Annotated in this window: 19 protein-coding genes; 11 read left to right on the top strand and 8 right to left on the bottom strand. The window is 69.8% G+C overall.

The genetic code is table 11. From position 1 onward, the window contains the following. Positions 1-3 precede the first annotated feature (3 nt). The 5 genes from mtrB to secA all read left to right on the top strand — a co-directional run bounded on the left by mtrB (position 4) and on the right by secA (position 8,770). Positions 4-1,677, top strand: coding sequence for an MtrAB system histidine kinase MtrB (gene mtrB / locus C8E96_RS03455; RefSeq protein ID WP_091381598.1), 1,674 nt, complete (start codon positions 4-6; stop codon positions 1,675-1,677). Next, entirely contained in the window at positions 1,674-3,404 is a 1,731-nt protein-coding gene (locus C8E96_RS03450; RefSeq protein WP_091381600.1) for an LpqB family beta-propeller domain-containing protein, read from the top strand. The genes mtrB and C8E96_RS03450 overlap by 4 nt, the downstream gene beginning before the upstream one ends. 424 nt (positions 3,405-3,828) lie before the next feature. After that, complete coding sequence (locus C8E96_RS03445; RefSeq protein ID WP_091381602.1) at positions 3,829-4,470, top strand: ComF family protein; 642 nt, start codon at positions 3,829-3,831, stop codon at positions 4,468-4,470. A gap of 510 nt (positions 4,471-4,980) precedes the next feature. Beyond that, the gene (hpf, locus tag C8E96_RS03440) at positions 4,981-5,640 is read left to right on the top strand and encodes a ribosome hibernation-promoting factor, HPF/YfiA family (protein WP_091381604.1); all 660 of its coding nucleotides are present in this window, start codon (positions 4,981-4,983) and stop codon (positions 5,638-5,640) included. Between the two features lie 250 nt (positions 5,641-5,890). Beyond that, complete coding sequence (gene secA, locus C8E96_RS03435) at positions 5,891-8,770, top strand: preprotein translocase subunit SecA (protein WP_091381606.1); 2,880 nt, start codon at positions 5,891-5,893, stop codon at positions 8,768-8,770. 286 nt (positions 8,771-9,056) lie between these two features. Here secA and C8E96_RS03430 read toward each other — a convergent pair whose 3' ends face one another. After that, entirely contained in the window at positions 9,057-9,527 is a 471-nt protein-coding gene (locus tag C8E96_RS03430) for an Rv3235 family protein (protein ID WP_133794145.1), read from the bottom strand. A gap of 87 nt (positions 9,528-9,614) precedes the next feature. Here C8E96_RS03430 and C8E96_RS03425 point away from each other — a divergent pair, with 87 nt between their 5' ends. Then, positions 9,615-9,983 (top strand): HAD-IA family hydrolase, encoded by a 369-nt coding sequence (locus tag C8E96_RS03425; protein ID WP_091381610.1) that lies wholly within the window; start codon positions 9,615-9,617, stop codon positions 9,981-9,983. Here C8E96_RS03425 and C8E96_RS03420 read toward each other — a convergent pair. Further along, the gene (locus C8E96_RS03420; RefSeq protein ID WP_091381612.1) at positions 9,969-10,751 is read right to left on the bottom strand and encodes a TrmH family RNA methyltransferase; all 783 of its coding nucleotides are present in this window, start codon (positions 10,749-10,751) and stop codon (positions 9,969-9,971) included. The two genes, C8E96_RS03425 and C8E96_RS03420, sit on opposite strands and share 15 nt — an antisense overlap. 44 nt (positions 10,752-10,795) lie before the next feature. On the opposite strand from C8E96_RS03420, the gene C8E96_RS03415 reads away from it, so the two are divergent. The 3 genes from C8E96_RS03415 to pruA all read left to right on the top strand — a co-directional run bounded on the left by C8E96_RS03415 (position 10,796) and on the right by pruA (position 14,458). Then, on the top strand, positions 10,796-12,193 hold the full coding sequence (locus C8E96_RS03415) for a WS/DGAT/MGAT family O-acyltransferase (RefSeq protein ID WP_091381614.1): 1,398 nt from the start codon (positions 10,796-10,798) through the stop codon (positions 12,191-12,193). Positions 12,194-12,218: 25 nt separating this feature from the next. After that, positions 12,219-12,722, top strand: coding sequence for a DUF6912 family protein (locus tag C8E96_RS03410; RefSeq protein WP_091381616.1), 504 nt, complete (start codon positions 12,219-12,221; stop codon positions 12,720-12,722). A 107-nt stretch (positions 12,723-12,829) separates the two neighbouring features. Then, the gene (gene pruA, locus C8E96_RS03405) at positions 12,830-14,458 is read left to right on the top strand and encodes an L-glutamate gamma-semialdehyde dehydrogenase (RefSeq protein WP_091381618.1); all 1,629 of its coding nucleotides are present in this window, start codon (positions 12,830-12,832) and stop codon (positions 14,456-14,458) included. Positions 14,459-14,521: 63 nt separating this feature from the next. On the opposite strand, the gene C8E96_RS03400 is transcribed toward pruA, so the two are convergent. The 4 genes from C8E96_RS03400 to aroA form a co-directional block, all read right to left on the bottom strand. Next, positions 14,522-15,349 (bottom strand): hypothetical protein, encoded by an 828-nt coding sequence (locus C8E96_RS03400; protein ID WP_091381620.1) that lies wholly within the window; start codon positions 15,347-15,349, stop codon positions 14,522-14,524. A 109-nt stretch (positions 15,350-15,458) separates the two neighbouring features. Continuing rightward, positions 15,459-16,298 carry a PhzF family phenazine biosynthesis protein gene (locus tag C8E96_RS03395; protein WP_091381622.1) on the bottom strand — a complete coding sequence of 280 codons (840 nt, stop codon included), beginning with the start codon at positions 16,296-16,298 and terminating at the stop codon, positions 15,459-15,461. A gap of 12 nt (positions 16,299-16,310) precedes the next feature. After that, entirely contained in the window at positions 16,311-17,330 is a 1,020-nt protein-coding gene (gene rsgA, locus C8E96_RS03390) for a ribosome small subunit-dependent GTPase A (protein WP_091381624.1), read from the bottom strand. Position 17,331: 1 nt separating this feature from the next. Further along, the gene (gene aroA / locus C8E96_RS03385; protein ID WP_091381626.1) at positions 17,332-18,600 is read right to left on the bottom strand and encodes a 3-phosphoshikimate 1-carboxyvinyltransferase; all 1,269 of its coding nucleotides are present in this window, start codon (positions 18,598-18,600) and stop codon (positions 17,332-17,334) included. Positions 18,601-18,700: 100 nt separating this feature from the next. Between aroA and C8E96_RS03380 the strand changes: the two genes are divergently transcribed. Together C8E96_RS03380 and C8E96_RS03375 are read left to right on the top strand one after the other, a co-directional pair. Further along, positions 18,701-19,474: an SOS response-associated peptidase gene (locus C8E96_RS03380; protein ID WP_091382010.1), complete on the top strand. Its 774-nt coding sequence runs from the start codon at positions 18,701-18,703 to the stop codon at positions 19,472-19,474. Next, on the top strand, positions 19,471-20,085 hold the full coding sequence (locus C8E96_RS03375) for an alpha/beta hydrolase family protein (RefSeq protein WP_091381628.1): 615 nt from the start codon (positions 19,471-19,473) through the stop codon (positions 20,083-20,085). The genes C8E96_RS03380 and C8E96_RS03375 overlap by 4 nt, the downstream gene beginning before the upstream one ends. A gap of 134 nt (positions 20,086-20,219) precedes the next feature. On the opposite strand, the gene C8E96_RS03370 is transcribed toward C8E96_RS03375, so the two are convergent. Further along, on the bottom strand, positions 20,220-20,723 hold the full coding sequence (locus tag C8E96_RS03370; RefSeq protein ID WP_091381630.1) for an SRPBCC family protein: 504 nt from the start codon (positions 20,721-20,723) through the stop codon (positions 20,220-20,222). 120 nt (positions 20,724-20,843) lie between these two features. Next, positions 20,844-21,323 carry a Cys-tRNA(Pro) deacylase gene (ybaK, locus tag C8E96_RS03365; protein WP_091382013.1) on the bottom strand — a complete coding sequence of 160 codons (480 nt, stop codon included), beginning with the start codon at positions 21,321-21,323 and terminating at the stop codon, positions 20,844-20,846. Between the last annotated feature and the right edge of the window lies 1 nt (position 21,324).

Here is a 21,324-nt window from a genome sequence, read left to right as displayed (position 1 = left end):
GAGTTGAGCGCGTTCCTCACCCGGCAGCTGCGCGCGCTCGTCGTCGCGGCGACCAGGCTCGTCGCGACGGGCAGGCGCCGTTCCGCCGCGTTCGGCGACCTGTGGCGCCGCTCGCTGCAGCTGCGTGTCGTGGTCAGCACGCTCGCGCTCGGCTCGGCGGTCGTGTTCGTCCTGGGCATGGTGCTGCAGAGCCAGATCACCGAGCGGCTCGTCGGCGCCAAGGAGACGGCCGCGGTCGAGCAGACCCGGGCCGCGGTGCAGATCGCCGAGCGGGAACTCGTCGGCATCAGCGCCACGTCCGACGTGACCAACCGGCTCAAGGGCGCGCTCAACAAGCTGACCACGATCGCGCCCGACCAGCAGTCCGCCTCGGGCTCGGCAGGCGCGTTCGAGCCCGTGCTGGTGAGCGACTCGCTGGGCTCCACCGCGGCGGGCCCGGACGTCGCCGGGCCGTATGACGACGTGCCGAAGTCGCTGCGCGAGTTCGTGCTGTCGAGCAACAACAACACCGTCTCGCAGATCTTCACCGTCGACCGCGGCGGCGAGGCGGTCACGTTCCTGATGGTGGGCGCCCCGGTCACCAGCGCCTCACCGGCGGTCCAGCTCTACATGCTCTACCCGCTGACCGCCGAGCAGCGCACGATCGGCGTCGTGCAGAGCACTCTGCTGGTCGGCGGCATGGTGCTGATGCTGCTGCTCGCGGGCATCACCAACCTGGTCACCCGCCAGGTCGTGCTCCCGGTGCGCCGCGCCGCCCGCGCCGCCGAGCGGTTCGCCGACGGCGAACTGGACGAGCGCATGGTCGTGGCCGGGGAGGACGACGTCGCCCGGCTGGCCCAGTCCTACAACGAGATGGCCGAGAGCATCGAGCGGCAGATCCGCCAGCTCGAGGAGTTCGGCCAGCTGCAGCGCCGCTTCACCTCCGACGTCTCCCACGAGCTGCGCACCCCGCTGACCACCGTCCGGATGGCCGCCGACGTCCTGCACGCTTCACGCAAGCAGTTCCCGGCGGGCCTGGCCCGCTCGACCGAGCTGCTCGTCGACGAACTGGACCGGTTCGAGACGCTCCTCGCCGACCTCCTCGAGATCTCCCGGCTCGACGCGGGCGTCGAGGAACTGGTGTCCGAGTACGCCGACATGCGGGCCATCGCCCGGCGCGCGGTCGAGTCCGTCCGGGTCATCGCGCGGCGTTCCGGCTCCGAGGTGGTCCTCGACCTGCCCGACGAGGAGATCGTCGCCGAGGTCGAGCCCCGCCGGGTCGAGCGCATCGTGCGCAACCTGCTCGCCAACGCCATCGACCACGGCGAGGGCAGGCCGGTCGAGCTGTGCCTGGCCGCCAACGACGACGCCGTCGCCATCACCGTCCGCGACCACGGCGTCGGCCTGCGCACCGGCGAGGCCGAACTGGTCTTCAACCGCTTCTGGCGGGCCGACCCCTCACGCAACCGGCACACCGGCGGGACCGGCCTGGGCCTGGCGATCAGCTTGGAGGACGCGCGCCTGCACGGCGGCGGCCTCGACGCCTGGGGCGAGCCGGGGGAGGGGGCCTGTTTCCGGCTCACGCTGCCCCGACGCCAGGACGAGGAATATTCGAACAGTCCGCTGCCGCTGCCCCCGGTCGAGCCGTCGACCGCCGCGCCGCCGCCGCAGAGCGTGCCGGAGGAGGTCTCGCCGTGAACCGCTTGCTCGTAGTCGTCATGGTGTTCGCGGGCCTGCTCACCGGCTGTGCCAACATCCCCGACCGCACCCCGCCGAAGGTGGTTCTCGACGCCCCGGGCCCGCAGGAGCGGCAGGTCCGCAAGCCGACGCCGGACCTTGACCCGCTGTCGCTGGTGCAGGAGTTCGTCTTCCGCGCGGGCACCCCGGACGCGGCCCGGACCTACCTCACCGACGAGGCCAAGCAGCACTGGCCGCGCAATCCCGAGCGGCTGACGATCCTGCAGGACGGCATCAAGACCCCGCCCGCGCCGGTACAGGAGAACCAGCTGGTCCCGGGCGCCGACGCCCAGGAAAAGGTCGTGCTGCTGACGGCGACGCAGATCGGCAGGCTCATCGCCGACCGAGCGTTCTACCCGCTGGTACAGCCGGTGGAGTACCGCATCGTCGTGCGCCGCCAGCCCGACGGCCAGTGGCGCATCTCGACGCCGCCGGATGTGCTCGTCATCGAGCAGACAAAGTTCGACGCCGCCTACCGCCGGGTCAACCTGCAGTTCTTCGACCCGGAGCAGCGGGTCATGGTCTCCGACCCCCGCTACGTGGAAATCGAGCCGAGCGAGGGCATCGAGGGCCGGGTCATGCGCCTGCTGCTGGCGGGCCCGTCGGATTCATTGAAGGGCGCGGTCCGCAGCCAGCTCGAAGGCGTGGACCTGCGCACCAACGTCGTCCGCGAGAACGACGGCGCGGTCCTGATCAACCTGACCCAGGTCGACAAGTCGATCGAGGACCGCCAGCGGATGGCCGCCCAGATCGTCAAGTCGGTCTCCGAGGTCACCACCAGCCCCCTGCGCCTCAACACCGAGGGCCGCGAACTCGTCCCCCAACACGGCGACTGGCGCCAGGCCGACGTCGGTTCGTACGACGTCCTGGCGAACCCGAAACCGGACTTGCTGGGCTTGGTGGTCGCGGGCAGAACCATCCGCTCGATGCGCGACGGCAAACCCATCGAAGGCCCGGCGGGCGCGGGCGCCTACGACATCGTCAGCGCCGCCCAGTCCCTAGACGGCAGCCAGCTCGCGGTGGTGCACCGGACCCCCAAGGGCATGGGCCTGCGCATCGGCAAGATCAACGCGGACCTCCCGGACATCGATCTCCCACCGGCGGCCACCCTGACCCGCCCCACCTGGCTGCTGGGCGACGCCAACGGCGGCGGCGAAGTCTGGACAGTCCTGGACGGGACCGTGGTGGTGAGAGCCGTAAGAACCTCCCAGGGCACCTGGGAAGACCTCTCAGTGGACGCGTCGGAGCTGACGGCGGACGGCGGCACCATCACCCAACTCCGCCTGTCCCGCGACGGCGTCCGAGTGGCCGCCGTGGTCAACGGCGAGGTCAAGGTCGCCTCCGTAGTCCGCACCAACGACGCCGTGGCCATCCGCCTCCCGCGCACATTGCAGGGCGGAAAGGTCAAAGAGGTCATCAGCGTCGACTGGCTCAACAAGGTGGCCCTGATCGTCGCCACCGAAGTGAACACCATGCCCGTGGCGAGCCTGCCCATCGACGGCCTGACGGTGAACCCGTACAACAGCTCCACCCTGACCCTCCCCGTCACCGCCATCACGGCCGCACCGAGCAGACCAGCGATCGTCACCGACGGCTCCGGCATGTGGTCGACGCAGGAGGCCGGGAAGGTCTGGCAGGCCCACCAACACAGCCAGGGCCCCGGCTCACAACCCTTCTTCCCCGGCTGACAGAACACCCCTGCCGAGCCCATCCCTTAAGGCCACGGCCGCCCCACCGGATCAACCAGGACGTCCGAAGAACGCCCCGATCCGGCCACTCGTATGCCACCGCCCCACCGCACACGCACTCCCACACCGCACCCCCACCCGTCCCGCGCACCAACCCCGGACGAGCAAACCCCCACGATGCTCTTAATCCCTGCACTTCCCCCTGCTCCCTCGTCCTGGCCGCTTTTAACTCTCGGTCGGCGGTGTCAAGGGTCGGCTTGCCGATCGCGCAGCGACGGCGCTTGCGCCGCCCTTGATACCGCCGACCGAGAGTTAAACAATCAAGCCAGAGGGAGACCCGCCCCCTGGGCGCCGACGGCGGAGCCTGTGGACAACCCAGCGGAGATGCACCACTCCTGACGGTCCAAGAAGCGATCGTCAACCCATGAACTTCCTAGACCTGATCCTCCCCAAAACCTGCGCAGGCTGCGAAGCCCCCAACACCCGCTGGTGCCCCTACTGCGCCCGAACCACAACCCTCAGATCCATAGAAAGAAGCACCCTCACCACCCCCACCTACGCCCTATCCCCCTACGCGGGCCCAGCCAGAAGACTCGTCCTCCAATACAAGGACAACAGACGCGAACTAGCCGAAGTCCTCGGCAAATCCCTCGCCCAAGCGGTAATCCGACTTGCGGAGGACGGCCCACCATGGGCCGAAGACGTCTGGCTCATCCCCGCCCCCTCCAGAGCATCAGCAGCAGCGAGGAGAGGCGGCAACCACATGCTGAGAGCCGCCACCCACACCGCGAGGGAGCTAGCGAGGCACGGCATGAACGCCCACGTCGCGCCCGCCCTCCAAGTGACAGGAACCAGGGATTCAGTGGGCCTGACAAGGAACCAGCGAGCAGCCAACCTCCGCGGCGCCGTCACGGTCAAACCGCGCAACGCACCCCCGCCCGGCACCCCCACGATCCTCGTCGACGACGTGATCACCACCGGTGCGACAGCGGCAGCCTGCGTGCGCGCTCTCGACAAAGCAGACATTCCGGTGACCGCCATCCTCGCTTTCACCGCCACGGTCTGAGCCGAGCAATACACCCACACGGGTGAAACTGGGTCCGGGAACCAAGCCGCGCCGACAGCCGTTGGCCATGTATGAGGCGTTACGCGAACCGAGCCGAGACTCCATCGGAGGTACGTGCGCTTCAAGCGTTCGCAGCAACCTTCTACGCCGCTCAGTGGGCCACTTTGCGCCAGGTGGGTGAACGTTGCACCACCCATCCGGCGGCGTGTCGGAACCAAGGGCCTTGGCTACCTGCGGGGTCGTCGCACGCGGTGATTCTCGGTCGCTCAGGGATGTCCCCCGCCTCGGGGGCTGTTGCAGAACCGAAACCCGAGCTAGCGTTCAGCGCTATCAGCGTTCCCGTTCGCAGGGAGGAGGCGATCAGCCCATGACCCTGGCGCCGGTGGAGCGCTGAACCTCCCGGAGACGTCTCTCCCCAGGTCAGCCTCCCGTTCTGGACGTCGAATCCAGACATACCGGCGCCCAAGTTTCGGCGGATCCAAAGCTCGCAAGCAGCGAGGGAGGTCGTGTATGGACATCGTGGTTAAGGGCCGTAACGTCGAGGTGCCGGAGCATTACCGAGTGCACGTCGAGGACAAGCTGACCCGCATGCAGCGGTACGACCGCAAGGTCATCCGCTTCGACGTGGAGCTGTTCCATGAGCCCAACCGCAGGCAGTCGAAGAACTGCCAGCGGGTCGAGATCACCGGCATGGGCAAGGGCCCGGCGGTTCGCGCCGAGGCGAGTGCGGGCGACTTCTACGCCGCACTGGACCAAGCCGTGGCAAAACTCGAGAACCGGCTTCGCCGATCGCACGACCGCAGGCGGGTTCACCACGGGCGACGCAGCCCGGCCTCGGTCGCCGAGGCGACATCCGCCGTCATGAACGGCCCGCGCGAGACCAACGGCAGGCGAGCGGCGCAGCTCGCCGTGCTGGACGCGCCCGAATTCGAGGGGATGCCCGAACTCCCCGAGCAGCAGCGCTGGGAGGACCAGGCTGCCGACAATCTGCCAGGACGCGTAGTCCGGGAAAAGGAGCACCCGGCCAAGCCCATGACCGTCGACCAGGCCCTCTACGAGATGGAACTGGTCGGACACGACTTCTACCTCTTCGCCGACGCGGACTCCGGGACGCCCAGCGTCGTGTACCGCCGCAGGGGATTCGACTATGGCGTGATCAAGCTGGTCTGATCCGGCCCGCCAACGACCGATCGGTGCCCCGGAGCGTGTCGGCTCCGGGGCACCGGCGTGTCTGGGAACGTTCACGGTCCGGCTGCGGAACCTTCGAGGGTGCTGAGCCGTTTGTCCGGGGGTGGAGCCGAGCCGGGTACCCTGCGCGCTGCCGACAAGCGTCGGTGCACGCTGCGGCGTCGGTTGCCTACGATGACGTACAGGAGCGTCCGCAGCGGGCGCACGACTATCAGCTAGCGAGGTCGACCGGATGGTGCTGTCCCGAATTCTGCGCGCGGGCGAGGGCAAGATGCTCAAGCGACTGCGCAACATCGCAGCGCACATCAACTCGCTCGAGGACGACGTCGCCGGTCTGACCGACGACGAGCTGCGCGGCAAGACCGAGGAGTTCCGCAAGCGCTACGCCGAGGGCGAGACCCTCGACGACCTGCTGCCCGAGGCGTTCGCCGTGGCGCGGGAGGGTGCGAAGAGGGTCCTGGGCCAGCGGCACTTCGATGTCCAGCTCATGGGTGGCGCCGCCCTGCACCTCGGCCAGGTCGCCGAGATGCGCACCGGTGAGGGCAAGACCCTGACCTGCGTGCTGCCGTCCTACCTCAACGCGCTCGCGGGCGAGGGCGTCCACGTCATCACCGTCAACGACTACCTGGTCAAGCGGGACGCCGAGTGGATGGGCCGGGTGCACCGCTTCCTCGGCCTGACCGTCGGCGCGATCCTGTCGGACATGACCCCGGCGGAGCGCCGCGAGGCCTACAACTGCGACATCACCTACGGCACGAACAACGAGTTCGGCTTCGACTACCTGCGCGACAACATGGCGTGGTCCCTCGACGACATGGTCCAGCGCGGCCACCACTTCGCCGTGGTCGACGAGGTCGACTCCATCCTGATCGACGAGGCCCGCACGCCGCTGATCATCTCCGGCCCGGCCGACCAGTCCTCGCGCTGGTACCAGGAGTTCGCGCGGCTGTCGCCGATGCTGAAGAAGGACACCCACTACGAGGTGGACGAGCGCAAGCGCACCGTCGGCATCACCGAGAAGGGCGTGTCGCTGGTCGAGGACCAGCTCGGCATCGAGAACCTCTACGAGGCCGCGAACACCCCGCTGGTGGGCTACCTGAACAACGCGCTGAAGGCCAAGGAGCTCTACAAGAAGGACAAGGACTACATCGTCCGCAACGGCGAGGTCCTGATCGTCGACGAGTTCACCGGCCGCATCCTGGCCGGGCGCCGCTACAACGAGGGCATGCACCAGGCGATCGAGGCGAAGGAAAACGTCGAGATCAAGGCCGAGAACCAGACGCTGGCCACGATCACCCTGCAGAACTACTTCCGGCTCTACGAGAAGCTCGGCGGCATGACCGGTACCGCCGAGACCGAGGCGGCGGAGTTCCACACCACGTACAAGCTCGGTGTGGTCCCCATCCCGACCAACCGGAACATGATCCGCAAGGACCAGGCGGACCTGATCTACAAGACCGAGGAGGCGAAGTTCCTCGCGGTCGCGGAGGACATCGCCGAGCGGCACGAGAAGGGCCAGCCGGTCCTCGTCGGCACCACGAGCGTCGAGCGCTCGGAATACCTGTCGAAGCTGCTGGTCAAGATGGGGATTCCGCACAACGTCCTCAACGCCAAGCACCACGAGAAGGAATCGCAGATCGTCGCCCAGGCGGGCCACCGGGGCGCGGTCACCGTCGCGACCAACATGGCGGGCCGCGGTACCGACATCGTGCTCGGCGGCAACCCGGAGCACATCGCCGAGGAGGCGCTGCGCGCCCGCGGCCTCGACCCGGTGGAAACCCCCGACGAGTGGCGCGCCGCGCTGCCCGCGGCGCTGGAGAAGGCCGAGCTGGAAGTCAAGGCGGAGAAGATCGAGGTGCAGGCCGCCGGTGGTCTGTACGTGCTCGGCACCGAGCGCCACGAGTCCCGCCGCATCGACAACCAGCTGCGCGGCCGCTCCGGCCGCCAGGGCGACCCGGGCGAGTCCCGCTTCTACCTGTCGCTGGGCGATGAGCTCATGCGCCGGTTCAACGCGGGCATGGTCGAGCGGGTCATGGACACCCTCAAGGTGCCCGAGGACCAGCCGATCGAGGCCAAGATGGTCACCCGCGCGATCCGCAGCGCGCAGACCCAGGTCGAGCAGCAGAACTTTGAGATCCGCAAGAACGTCCTCAAGTACGACGAGGTCATGAACAAGCAGCGCAAGGTGATCTACGCCGAGCGCCTGCGCGTCCTCAAGGGCGAAGACCTGCGCGAGCAGATCGAGCACATGATCACCGACGTGGTGACGGCCTACGTCGACGGCGCCACCGCCGACGGCTACGCCGAGGACTGGGACCACGAGAAGCTGTGGACCGCCCTCAAGACGCTCTACCCGATCACGGTCACCTGGGACGAGCTGGTCGACAAGGCGGAGAACACCGGCCGCGACATGGACCACGACTTCCTCCAGGAGGAGATCGTGGCCGACGCCCTCCAGGCGTACAAGGACCGCGAAACCGACATCGACACCCGCGCGGGCGAGGGCTCCATGCGCGAACTCGAGCGTCGGGTCATGCTCTCGGTCCTCGACCGCAAGTGGCGCGAGCACCTCTACGAGATGGACTACCTCAAGGAGGGCATCGGCCTGCGCGCCATGGCCCAGCGCGACCCGCTGATCGAGTACCAGCGCGAGGGCTTCGAGATGTTCACCGTCATGCTGGACGCGTTGAAGGAGGAGTCGGTCGGCTTCCTCTTCAACCTGCCGGTGGAGGTCGAACCGGCCCCCCAGGTGCAGCTGAATGTGGCCCCCACGGCCCTGCCCGCGGTGGCCCAGCAGCCCCTCGACCCGGCCGCCGCCGCCCGCCAGGCGGAGCTGGAGCAGCGCCAGGCCAGGGCCATCGCCGCCCAGGAGCGAGCCCAGGCAGAACGCGCGGCGGCGGCGACCAAGACCGAACAGGTCCCGGTCGCGCTCCGCGGCAAGGGCTTGGACGCACCGCAGCAGCAGCGTTTGAGCTACAGCGGCCCCGCCGAAGACGGCGGCGTCGAGTCGCACAGCGATGGCACCGGTGAGGCACCGGGCGGCCCGACCCGCCGCGAACGTCGCGAGGCAGCGCGGCTTGAGGCGAAGAAGAAGAAGCCGCCGCGTCGCTGATTGATCTGCACTGATTGTTTGCGGAGAGCCCCGTCTGATCAGGCGGGGCTCTCCGTTGTTTGGTGGGACTCCCTCGTCCTGGCCGCGTGCCCGGCTGCCCAACGACCCCGATTCGCAACGGGCCGATCCCAACGGCCTGTTTGGGTGGTTCGCCTTGATTTGGGGCAAATGGGCCTAAACTCGCGGTGCGGGTGAGGTTCCTTCGCCTCGCCTTTTGACCCGCACAGGCCCATTTGGCGGGGTCCCCAAATCAAGGCGAACCACCCAAACAGGCACCCCCAAGCGGTCAGCCCGACCGCCGACCAGCCGACGAAGCCGGAGTGATCACCCGCAAGTACGTGAACACCCACCCCTCCTCCCGCAACTCCACCCTCCCCACAACAGCCACCGCCCGCCACGGCGCTCCCCGCCGAAACACCCGCACAGTCGCCGACACCTCCACAACCGACTCCGAAACCGCACACGACCGCAGCGAAGCCAGCCGATGCGTCCACCCCGAGGACGAGCGAACCCGGGTCACCATCGCCTCGTACACCCCAGCCGACATCGTGCCCCGAAGTTGGGCGACCGGCCGCCGCCCGTCCAGGGCCTCCAGCACCAGCCCGAACATCCGCCCGAGCGCCTCCCGCCCGAGTCCCGGGGTCGGTGATGGCACGGCAACGACTGACACCAGCCGGGGTGCCGGGGTGATCCACCGGTTCTCCTCGGCTTCGCCACACAGCGGCGGTTCGTATTCCGCCAACGCACTGATCCGCATGCGATACAGAGCGTCTCGGTAGGCGAAACAGGACACACGTCACCACTTGTGGTGAATCCCGGGCAAACCAAGGCAGTATCGGAACCTGTGAGGTACGAGGCCCTGGTCGTGGATTACGCGGGAGTCTTCACCGACCCCGCGATCGTCGACGTCGTCCGGTCCGCCCGCGCCAAGGGGTTGCGTACGGCCCTGTTGTCCAACGCCGACCGCAGGCCCTACGGGCTCCCCGACCTCTTCGACGCGGTGATCGTCTCCGGGGAAGTCGGTGTCGCCAAACCGAACCCCGCCATCTTCGAACTGACGGCCAAGTCCCTGAACACGACGCCGGACCGCTGCGTGTTCATCGACGACGTGGCCCGCTACGTGCGCGGCGCCGCCGAGGCCGGGATGACCGGCATCCACCACCGGACCGTCGAGTCCACAATGGACGAGTTAGCGGTCCTACTGGACCTGTGACCGCCGCACCAGTTCGAAGCACAGCACCGCCGCCGCGCTGGCCACGTTGAGGGACTCCACTCCGCCCGCCATGGGGATCGACACCCACCGGTTGATGTGCGGCCGCACGTCGTCGGTCACCCCGGACGTCTCGCTGCCCAGCACGAACGCCACCCGCTGCGGCAGTTCGGCGTCGAACACCGTGCGCCGGGCGCCCGCGTCCATGCCGTAGAGGGTGTAGCCCGCCGCCCGCAGGTCCGCCGCCGCCTCGGCCGCGGTGGCGCAGCGCAGGACGGGTGCGGTGAACGCCACACCGGCGGACGCCTTCACGACCATCGGGTCGATCGTGGCCACCCCGCGCCGGGGGACGACGATTCCGCCGAGGCCCGCGGCGGTCGCGGTGCGCAGGATCATCCCGACGTTCGCCGGCGTCGTGATGCCGTCGAGGAGCAGCACCGAGCGCGGCGCGGAGCGGCCCGCGAGGGCGTCGGCGAGCAGGCGCATCCGCGGCGCGACGACGTCGGCGAGGACGCCCTGGTCCTGCTTTCCGTTGCCCGCCAACACTTTCACCCGCTGCGCGGTGGCCCGCTGGACCGGCACGCCGCGGTGTCGGGCGGCGTCGAGGATCTCCCGGGCGGCGGCGCCGTGCGCGTTGTCGGCGAGCACCACCTTGTCGACCGAGAGCCGGTCGTCGGCGAGCGCCTCGAGCACGGGCTTGCGGCCGTACACGGTGACGAACCGGTCTTTGGGGGACGGGCCAGAGAAATCGCGGGACACAGCGACCAGCATCGCACGTCACCTCCGCGACATCGCGATGTGTCAGGATCGGTCGTATGCCCGAGCGCCTCTCCGCCCTCGACGCCTCGTTCCTCTACCTCGAGGACCAGGCGACGCCCATGCACGTCGCGGGGGTCGCCGTCTTCCGCCGACCGCGGTCGGGTTTCGCCTACGCCCAGCTGGTCTCGCTGATCGAGCAGCGGCTCCCGCTGGTCCCGCGCTACCGGCAGAAGGTCGCCACCGTCCCCGGCTACCTGGCCCGCCCGGTCTGGGTGGACGACCCGGACTTCGACGTCGCCTACCACGTGCGCCGCTCCGCCCTGCCCAAACCGGGCAGCGACGAGCAGCTCTTCGACCTGGTCGCCCGGCTGATGGCCCGCCCGCTCGACCAGAACCGCCCGCTGTGGGAGGCCTACCTGATCGAGGGGCTCGCCCAGGGCCACGTCGCCCTGGTCACCAAGACCCACCAGGCCATGGTCGATGGCGTGCGCACGATCGACTTCGGCCAGATCATCCTCGAGTCGTCGCCGCACGCCCCCGAAACCGATCCGGACGAGCCGTGGCTGCCGCGCCGGATGCCCGGGCCGACCAAGCTCGTCATGGACGCCGTGTCCGACACGGTCCGCAGCCCCCGCGAGGTCGTCGAGAACGTGCGCTCGGCCGTCTCCGACGTGGTCAGCACCAGCCAGAAGGTCGCCGCGGCCATCGTGTCGGCCATCGGCATCGCCACCCACCCGCCCACGGGTGGCCCGCTCAACGCCCCGGTGAGCAAGGCCCGGCTGTTCGCGGTGGCCCGCGCCCGCCTCGAGGACCTGCGCAGCGTGCGTCAGGGTCACGGCGGCACTGTGCACGACGTCGTCCTCGCCGTCATCTCCGGCGCCCTGCGCTCCTGGCTGCTTTCGCGCGGGGAGCAGGTCACGTCGTCGACGAGGGTGCGCGCGCTGGTCCCGCTCGCCGTGCGCGACGGCGACGCGGATGGCACCGTTCCAGGGATGCTGGGCAACAAGGTCAGCGCCCACCTCGTGGACCTGCCGGTCGGCGAGCCGAACCCGTTCGTGCGGCTGCAGCACATCAGCCACGCCATGCGCGCCCACGGCGACGTGGGCCTGGTCGCGGCCTCGGCGCTCCTCGGGGTCGGCGGGTTCGCCCCGCCGACGCTGCACTCGCTCGGCGCGCGCGCCGCCGCGTCGTTCTCCCAGCGGGTGTTCAACTTGGTGATCACCAACGTGCCGGGCCCGCAGGTCCCGCTCTACGCGGGGCAGGCGCGGATGACCGAGATGTTCCCCGTGATGCCGCTGAACAAGAACCAGGCCCTCGCTATCGGGGTCACGTCCTACGACGGCGGCGTCTATTTCGGGCTCACCGGCGACCGGTCGGCGATGTCCGATGTCGCCGCGTTGGCCAGAATGGTGGAAGAGTCTGTGGAAGAGCTGATGACGACAGTTCGAGTGTGACCGTGAGCGTGACTGTGAGGGTGCTGTGAGGGTGTACGTACCGGCGACGGTGGCCATGCTGGATGAGCTCAACTCCAGCGGGGAGCTGGTCGCGGTGGGCAACACCGCGTTCTCGCTGACCCCCGCCCTGCGTGAGTCGTACGCGACCGGCGGTGACGAGGAACTGGAGTACGCCGCCATGCTCGACGCCGCCCGGGCCTCGCTGCGCCTGCTCAACGCCGAGTTGGCCAAAGACCCGAAGACCGCCATGCGCCGCGCGGTCGTCTCCGCCGACGTCGACGGCGCGCTGCTGCGGCCCGACCTGGACTACGCGGTGGTCAAGCTGGCCGGTCCGATCCCGATGAAGGTGATCGCCGCGATCCACCTCGACACCGAGGACGCGCAGGACGCCGTGCGGGCCGCCGCCGCGGTCGTCGACGCCGCCGACCTGGGCGACCCGGACGCCGAATTCACCCTGGGCGACGCCGAGGACCACGAGTTGGCCTGGTACGCGCCGCAGGAGCTGCCGTTTTTGCTGGAGTTGCTGTAGAACGCTGAAACATCCCATGACAGGATGGCGCTCAAGGGCGAGTGGCCACAAGCGGGACTCGCCGAACCCAACTGCCGTGAGCCAGTCACAGGGAGGCGAGCCACACGATGGACGCAATATCGTCGGTTCCCGAGCCGTCGAACGAGCCGATCAACTCCTACGCGCCCGGAACGCCGCAGCGTGAGTCGCTGCAGCGCCGGATCGCCGAGCTTGAGGGCGAGCGGCTCGAACTCACCATGACGATCGACGGTGAGCAGCGCATGGCGGGCGGCGACCGCGTCGACGTGGTCCAGCCGCACGACCACCGCCACGTCCTCGGCACCACCGCCCAGGCCACCGCCGCCGACGTCGCCGACGCCGTCGCCGCGGCCAAGAAGGCCGCCCCCGCCTGGCGTGAGCTGCCCTTCGACGAGCGCGCCGCCGTGCTGCTGCGCGCCGCCGACCTGCTCGCCGGTCCCTGGCGCGACACCCTCAACGCCGCGACGATCCTCGGCCAGTCGAAGTCCGCCCAGCAGGCGGAGATCGACAGCGCCTGCGAGCTGATCGACTTCTGGCGCTACAACGTGTCCTTCGCGAAGCGGCTGCTGCAGGAGCAGCCCGCCTCCTCGCCGGGCATGTGGAACCGCTTCGACCACCGCCCGCTCGACGGGTTCGTCACCGCGATCACGCCGTTCAACTTCACCGCGATCGCGGGCAACCTGCCCACGGCGCCGGCGCTGATGGGCAACACGGTCGTCTGGAAGCCCTCGCCGACCCAGCAGCTCGCCGCGCACCACACCATGCGCCTGCTCGAAGCCGCGGGCATGCCTCCCGGCGTGATCAACCTGGTCACCGGCGACGGCCACGCCGTCTCCGAGGTCGCGATGACCGACCCGGAGTTCGCCGGCCTGCACTTCACCGGGTCCACGAGGACCTTCAAGGCGCTGTGGCGGCTCATCGGGGACAACCTCGACACCTACCGCTCCTACCCGCGCATCGTGGGCGAGACCGGCGGCAAGGACTTCATCGTCGCCCACCCGTCGGCCGACCCGGCCGCCGTCGTCAACGGCATGGTCCGCGGCGCGTTCGAGTACCAGGGCCAGAAGTGCTCGGCCGCCTCGCGCGCCTACATCCCCCGCTCCCTCTGGGACGGCGGTGTACGCGAGCAGCTCGCCGACAAGGTCAAGTCCCTGAGCTACGGCGACGTCACCGACTTCAGCCACTTCGGCGGCGCCGTCATCGACGCGCGCGCGTTCGCGAAGCACAAGGACGCCCTTGAGGGCGCGGCGGCGAACTCGTCCATCGAGGTCCTCACCGGCGGCACCTGCGACGACTCGGTGGGCTACTTCGTGCAGCCCACGGTCCTCGTCGGCAGCGACCCGCTGCAGGACGTGTTCACCACCGAGTACTTCGGCCCGATCCTCGCCGTGCACGTCTACGACGACGCCGAGTTCGCGAAGATCCTGGAACTGGTCGACAGCTCGTCGCCGTACGCGCTGACCGGCGCCATCTTCGCCACCGACCGCTCCGCCGTCGAGCAGGCCCAGAAGGCGCTGCGTTTCGCGGCGGGCAACTTCTACGTCAACGACAAGCCCACCGGCGCCGTCGTCGGCCAGCAGCCCTTCGGTGGCAGCCGCGCGTCCGGCACCAACGACAAGGCGGGCTCGATCTACAACCTGCAGCGCTGGGTGAGCCCGCGGTCGATCAAGGAGACCTTCGTGCCTCCGACCGATCACGCGTACCCGCACATGGGTTAAGACCAAAGAAGAGCGCCCCATGGAATCGCCGATTCCGTGGGGCGCTCTTTCTTAGGTTTCCCGTCAGCTACCGGGCATCTCCGCGACCTCGGCGGCCGGGGGAGCCTCGACCTTGACGGCCTTGCCCCAGTCGGTGTAGTCGGCCTGGACCTTGCTGCTCGCGGCACCCTTGCCCGGGACGTCGACGACGAAGCGAACCGGAAGGTTCTCCTCGTCGACCCAGACCTCGACCGGCATCTCCTTGATGCCCGCCTTCTCCATCGCCGCGATCGACTGCTCGTCCATGCCCAGCCCGCTGCCCTTGAGCTTGCTGGTGTCGACGAGGATCTTGTAGTGGGTGGTCGGCTTGCCGTCGAGCTCCACTTCCTCCGACGACTTGATCTCGCCCGCGTCGGCGAGCTGCTTGAGCGTCTGGCGCGGGTCGGCGTTCTTCATCGAGTCGACCGAACCGCCCATGGCCTTGACCATCGGGTTGTTCTTGTCGGCCAGGTCGACCTTCAGCCACGGCTTTCCGGGCTGCAGCGGCTGCGGCATCTTCATGTAGATCACGTTGTCGAGGAAGCGCATCGTGATGTCGCCCTCGGGCGTGCTCATGGTCATCTGCATCGCGGTCTTCTCGCCGGCGAAGTTGAAGTCACCCTCGCCCTCGAGCTTCTGGCCGCCCGCCTCGCCCTTGAACGTGAAGTGGGCGCTCTTCTCGCCGTCGCTCTTCTCGGTCACGGCGTCGCTGAGCGCCTTGAGGCTGTCGAAGCCCGACTTGGTCGGCTTGGCCGCGGCGGTGGTGGTTCCACCCGACCCGGCAGGCGCCGACGAGCTGTCGCCGGAGTTGCACGCGGTCAGGGTGAGGGCGGCAATGGCCGCACCGCACACCAAAAGGGTCTTCTTGCGCATTACGTCGATGTCCCCTCAAAGATGACTTGGTCTTCACCTAGGACGTTCGGCGCGTCCGATCGGTTGCGACCCCACTAATCCAAACGCTAGCCGGCTCTCGGCCCGCCGGTCAGGCCGGGTCGGGTATCGGCACGGCCGTGCCGGTCACCGAAATCCCGCCGGTCAGCGGGACCTTCAGGGTGATCACCCCGGGCCTGCCCATGTCCTCGCCTTGGTGCACGGTGAGGGTCGCGGGCGGCTCGATGAGACCGAGTTCACGCAGGTATCCGCCGAACGCGGCCGCCGCGGCGCCGGTCACCGGGTCCTCCACCACGCCACCGGGCGGGAACGGGTCACGCGCGTGGAAGACGGTTTCCGACTCCCGCCAGACCAGCTCGATCGTCGTCCAGTCGCGGGCCGCCATCAGCCCGGCCAGGAGGTCGAAGTCGTAGTCCAGCTCGGCCAGCCGCGCCCGGGTGGACGCGGCGACGACCGGATGCCACGCGCCCGCGTAGGCGACGCGCACCGGCAGCGCGGGATCCAGGTCGGCGCTGTCCCAGCGCAGCGCGGCGAGCAGGGCGGCGAGGTCGTCATCGCCGATCTCGACGGAGCGGGGCTCGACGCTGACGAGTGTCGCGGTCACCTGGCCGTCGTGGATCTCCGTCGACACCTCGACCGGTCCGGCCAAGGTGGCGAGCCGGAACGTGCCGGGGCCGTTGGCGTGCGCGTAGGCGACCGCCGCGGCGATGGTGGCGTGGCCGCAGAAGGGGACCTCGGCGAGCGGGCTGAAGTAGCGCACGTCCAGCTCGCCCGGCCCGCGCGGGATCAGGAACGCCGTCTCCGAGTAGCCGACCTCGGCCGCCGCGGCCAGCATCGCCGCGTCCTCGACGCCGGTCGCGTCGAGCACGACGCCCGCCGGGTTGCCGCCTTGTGGGTCGGCACTGAACGCGGTGTACCGCTGGATCTGCATAGTCCGATTTTGTCAGGCGGGGTGTTCGTCCGCGCCCGCTTTGGACGCGAGCAGCCTGCGCAGGCTGGTGAGCCTGCCGACACTGGCCTCGCCCGCCTCCACGACCGAGTCGAGGACGCAGTCCGGGTCCTCCGCGCCGCCCAGGTGACCGCAACCCGGCGGGCACTCCTCGGCGGGCGCGACGAACTCCTCGAACGCCGCCACGATGTCGTTGGGCTCCACATGGGCCAACCCGAACGAGCGGATGCCCGGGGTGTCGACCACCCAGCCGCCGTCGGGCAGCGGCAGCGCCACGGCCGTCGTCGACGTGTGCCTGCCCTTGCCGACCGCGCTGACCACGCCGATCGCCCGGAACGCGTTCGGGACCAGCCGGTTGACCAGGGTCGACTTGCCCACGCCGGAGTGTCCGACCAGCGCGGAGACCCGGTTGTGGAGCCGGTCGTGGATGTCGAGGGGGTCCTGGTCGTGCCTGCTGATGACCACCGGCAGGTCGAGTTCGGCGTAGGCGGCGAGCAGTTCCGCGGGGTCGGCCAGGTCGGCCTTGGTCAGGCACAGGACCGGCTTGAGTCCGCCGGAGAACGCCGCGACCAGGCAGCGGTCGATGAACCCGGTACGCGGGGGCGGGTCGGCGAGCGCGCACACGATCAGCAGTTGCTCCGCGTTGGCGACGACCACCCGCTCGAACGGGTCGGTGTCGTCGGCGGTGCGGCGCAGCACGCTGGCCCGCTCGGACACCCGCACGATCCGCGCCAGGGTGTCCGGCTTGCCGGAGGTGTCGCCGACGAGGTCGACCGCGTCGCCGACCACGACCGAGGTGCGGCCCATCTCTCGTGCGCGCATCGCGATCACGAGGTGGTCTGGATCGCGGTCGACCGCGCAGGTCCAGCGGCCCCGGTCCTTGCCCACGACCATCGCGGTCACCGCGTCGGCGTGCTCCGGGCGCCGCTTGCTGCGCGGCCGGGTGCTCTTGCCCGGGCGCACGCGCACATCGGTCTCGTCGAGCTTGCTCCAGTCGCCGCGCCTGCCGCCCACGTCAGTTGGCTCCCGTGAGCATCCGGGTCCAGCGCTCGGGGAAGTCGGGCATGGTCTTCGCGGTGGTGCCGATGTCGTCGACGGACACACCGTCGACGACCAGGCCGATGATCGCGCCCGCGGTCGCCATCCGGTGGTCGGCGTAGGCGCGCCACGGTCCGCCGTGCAGCGGGACCGGGCGGATGACCAGACCGTCGTCGGTCTCCTCCGCGTCGCCGCCCAGCCCGGTGATCTCGGCGGCCAGCGCGGCGAGCCGGTCGGTCTCGTGGCCGCGCAGGTGCGCGATGCCACGCAGCCGCGAGGGGCCCTCGGCCAGCGCCGCGAGGGCGGCGACGGTCGGTGTCAGCTCGCCGACGTCGCGCAGGTCGATGTCCACCCCCGAGAGTGTGGCCGGGCCGCGCACGGTCAGCGCGCCGTCGGCCAGGGTCACCTCGGCGCCCATCGCTTCGAGGATGCCCCGGATCTCGTCGCCGGGCTGGGTCGTGCGCGCGGGCCAACCGGTGATCGTGACCTCGCCCCCGGTGACGGCGGCGGCGGCGAGGAAGGGGGTCGCGTTGGAGAGGTCGGGCTCGATCACCCAGTCACGCGCGGCGATCGGGCCGGGCTCCACCCGCCAGGTGTTCGGCTCGGAGTCGTCGACGGTCACGCCCGCGTCGCGCAGCATGTCGATCGTCATCTCGATGTGCGGCATCGACGGGACCGGCTTGCCGTCGTGGTGGACGGTGAGTCCCTTGTCGTATCGCGCGCCGGACAGCAGCAGACCGGAGACGAACTGCGAGGACGCTGAGGCATCGATGGTGACCGTGCCGCCCGCGATCGCGCCGGTCCCGGCCAGGGTGAACGGGAGGGCGTCGCCGTCCACCGTGGCCCCGACGGCCCGCAGGGCGTCGAGCACCGTGCCCATCGGCCGCTCGCGGGCGCGCGGGTCGCCGTCGAACCGGATCTCGCCGTCGGCCAGCACGGCGGCGGGCGGGACGAAGCGCATGACCGTGCCCGCCAGCCCGCAGTCGATGGTCGCGGGACCGCGGAAGCCGCCGTGCGCGCCCACGGTGATCGTCGTGCCGTCGACGTCTATCGGCACGCCGAGCGCGCGCAGGGCGTCGATCATCAGGTCCGCGTCCCGGCCCTGCAGGGCTCCGGTGAGGGTGCTCGCACCGCCGCTGAGGGCGGCCAGGACGAGGGCGCGGTTGGTGATCGACTTGGAGCCGGGGACCGCCAGGGTGGAACGGACGGGGGCGGTCGCGACCGGGGCTGACCAGGGCTGCGGCATGCGGCAATCCTCCCGCACCTGGGCCGGGCTGTGGATACCGGCTCGCCACTGTCGGCCGGGCGTGCCACGATTCGGACATTCCATGCTGGAGGTGGGCGCTTTGTGTGGCAGGTACGCGGCGACGAAGGACCCGGCGACCCTGGCGGCCGAGTTCGACGCGTTGGACATCCTGGGGGCTGAAGCCCCCGACCTGGACTACAACGTCGCCCCGACCGACCCGGTCATCACGGTGGTCCAGCGCCACCCCCGCGACGACAAGGGCACGGTCGACCCGAGCCGGACCGAACGCACCCTGCGGGTCATGCGGTGGGGCCTGGTCCCGCCGTGGTCCAAGGACGCCTCCGGGGCCGCGCGCATGATCAACGCCCGCGCGGAGAGCGCGGCCACGAAGCCCGCGTACAAGAAGTCGCTCGCCGAGCGCCGCTGCATCGTCCCAGCGGGCGGCTGGTACGAGTGGCGCCGCGAGGGCAAGATCAAGCAGCCTTTCTATACGGCCCCCGCCGATGGATCGAGCCTGGCGATGGCAGGCCTGTGGACGACGTGGCGAGACGAGTCCAAGCCGGACGCCCCGCTGCTCATCACCTGCTCGGTCCTGACCACCGACGCGGTCGGCAAACCCGCCGAGGTCCACGACCGAATGCCTTTGGTGCTCGAGCGAGACGCCTGGGAGCAGTGGCTGGACCCGGACTCCGCGGACGTCTCCGCGCTGCTCGTACCGCCGTCGGAGGACTTCATCGCCACCTTCGAGATGCGCCCGGTGTCGACGGCGGTCAACAGCGTCCGCAACAAGGGCCCCGAGCTGCTGGCGCCCTACGAGGAAGCCCAGGAACTCGACGAACTCGACCTTTTCAACACCGCCGAGAACCCCCGATGACCCGCGCCGAGATCGACACCCCACACGGCCTGGCCAGGGCCGAGCTGCACTGCGCACCCGAGGGCGGCCGCGCCGCCCTGCTGCTGGGGCATGGCGCGGGCGGCGGAATCGGCGCCCCGGACCTGGTGGCCGCCACCCGAGGCGCCACCGCCGCGGGCGTGCACGTCGCCTTGGTCGAACAGCCCTACCGGGTCGCGGGCAGGCGAGCCCCCGCCCCCGCGGGCCAGCTCGACACGGCGTGGCTCGCCGTCGCCGACCACCTCTCGGCCCTCTGGTTCGCCGACCTGCCCTTGGTCTTCGGCGGCCGCTCCTCAGGCGCCCGCGTCGCCTGCCGGACGGCGCAGGAGGGCCAGGCCGTGGCCGTCGTCTGCCTGGCCTTCCCAGTCCACCCACCGGGCAAGCCGGACAAGACCCGCCAACCCGAACTCGACGCCGTCCCCGTCCCCACCTTGGTGGTCCAAGGCGAGTCCGACCCGTTCGGCAGGCCCGTCGAAGCCCACCACCGCGACGTCGTGCTCATGCCGGGCGACCACAGCCTGAAGAAGGAACTGCCGAGGATCTCGCGCACGGTGGAGGAGTGGCTGGACCGCATCCTCCGCCCATTGGACTGAGTCCCGAGACCCGAATGCCCGCACGCCCGACCAGTTCGCCCAGGCGCTCCGGCCGCTGCTCCTGACCCTCTACGCGAACTGACCGGCGACGCACCTGCGACGTACTGCAACACCGTCTCGAGCGCCCCGGACGATCAGTCCGCAGACGTCGGGGCGGCGAGGTCGGCCAGGTGGCGCAGCGAGTTGGTGAGGTGCTCCGGCCCGAACGGCGGGAACTGGATGCGCTCGCGGATGGACCGCGGCACCTCCGACCAGTCGTAGGTGAGCGTGACCGCGGTCTCGGACGGACCGAGCGGCACCAGGTCGTAACGCCAGAACCACCCACCGAACTCCAGGTTGCCCTCAGCCGTCTCGTACCCGGTCAGCCAGCCGATGGCGCGTGGCGGGTCGATCGCCTGGACCAGGTTCACCACCTGGTAGGCGCCGTCCGGATGGCTGTCGTGGTGCATCCCCATCCGGAAAACCTGTCCCACCTCGGTCAGCGGCGCCCGGTCGACCGGGCGCTGAACCCAGCCGGTGCCGTCGATCGCGGCATGGGTCGTCGGGTCCGCCAGCACCGCGAACACACTCTCGGCGGGCACGGCGAAAGTCAGGGTGGCGCTTACGTGTTCCTGGTCCTTCGTGGACTGGTCGTCCATGGCGAAATCCTTTGGTCGCTGGGGAGGCCTCTCACCCTGACGACGAACGCGTCGGACGCGATTCGACGTCACCGCGAAAATCAGAAGACGTACCGCCCCACCGGAAGCCAGATTCGGGGATCAGTTCGCCGCCGCGATCGGCGCCACCCGGGCCGACAGCAAAGCCACCAGGTCAGCGGGCGCGACCTCGATCTCCAGCCCCCGCCGCCCGCCTGAGCAGAACATCGTCTCGAACCCCAAAGCGCTCTCATCCAGCACAGTCGCCAGCCGCTTGCGCTGCCCGAGCGGCGAGATCCCGCCCGCCACATACCCCGTGGTCCGCTCCGCCAGCGCCACGTCCGCCATCTTCGCCCGCTTGCCGCCGACGGCCGCGGCCAGCGCCTTGAGGTCGAGCTGGTGCACCACCGGCACCACCCCCACCGTCAGCACCCCGTCGACCTCGGCCAGCAGCGTCTTGAACACCCGCTCAGGGGAGACCCCCAGCGCCGACGCGGCCTCCAGCCCGTACGACTCCCGCGGATCGTGTTCGTAGGAGTGCAAACGATGTGTGATCGATCGCTTCACCAACAGTGAAGTCGCAGGTGTCCCTCGTCCAGCCACG

The organism is Actinokineospora alba (assembly GCF_004362515.1).
GTDB classification, from domain to species: Bacteria; Actinomycetota; Actinomycetes; order Mycobacteriales; family Pseudonocardiaceae; genus Actinokineospora; species Actinokineospora alba.
This window is presented reverse-complemented; position numbering and strand designations above follow the sequence as displayed.

Bases quoted from the DNA above. Each gene is read 5' to 3' on its own strand.
- C8E96_RS03445 (WP_091381602.1), top strand. From the start codon at position 3,829: ATGAACTTCCTAGACCTGATCCTCCCCAAAACCTGCGCAGGCTGCGAA.
- hpf (WP_091381604.1), top strand. From the start codon at position 4,981: ATGGACATCGTGGTTAAGGGCCGTAACGTCGAGGTGCCGGAGCATTAC.
- secA (WP_091381606.1), top strand. From the start codon at position 5,891: ATGGTGCTGTCCCGAATTCTGCGCGCGGGCGAGGGCAAGATGCTCAAG.
- C8E96_RS03430 (WP_133794145.1), bottom strand. From the start codon at position 9,527: ATGCGGATCAGTGCGTTGGCGGAATACGAACCGCCGCTGTGTGGCGAA.
- C8E96_RS03420 (WP_091381612.1), bottom strand. From the start codon at position 10,751: ATGCTGGTCGCTGTGTCCCGCGATTTCTCTGGCCCGTCCCCCAAAGAC.
- C8E96_RS03415 (WP_091381614.1), top strand. From the start codon at position 10,796: ATGCCCGAGCGCCTCTCCGCCCTCGACGCCTCGTTCCTCTACCTCGAG.
- pruA (WP_091381618.1), top strand. From the start codon at position 12,830: ATGGACGCAATATCGTCGGTTCCCGAGCCGTCGAACGAGCCGATCAAC.
- C8E96_RS03400 (WP_091381620.1), bottom strand. From the start codon at position 15,349: ATGCGCAAGAAGACCCTTTTGGTGTGCGGTGCGGCCATTGCCGCCCTC.
- C8E96_RS03395 (WP_091381622.1), bottom strand. From the start codon at position 16,298: ATGCAGATCCAGCGGTACACCGCGTTCAGTGCCGACCCACAAGGCGGC.
- aroA (WP_091381626.1), bottom strand. From the start codon at position 18,600: ATGCCGCAGCCCTGGTCAGCCCCGGTCGCGACCGCCCCCGTCCGTTCC.
- C8E96_RS03375 (WP_091381628.1), top strand. From the start codon at position 19,471: ATGACCCGCGCCGAGATCGACACCCCACACGGCCTGGCCAGGGCCGAG.
- C8E96_RS03370 (WP_091381630.1), bottom strand. From the start codon at position 20,723: ATGGACGACCAGTCCACGAAGGACCAGGAACACGTAAGCGCCACCCTG.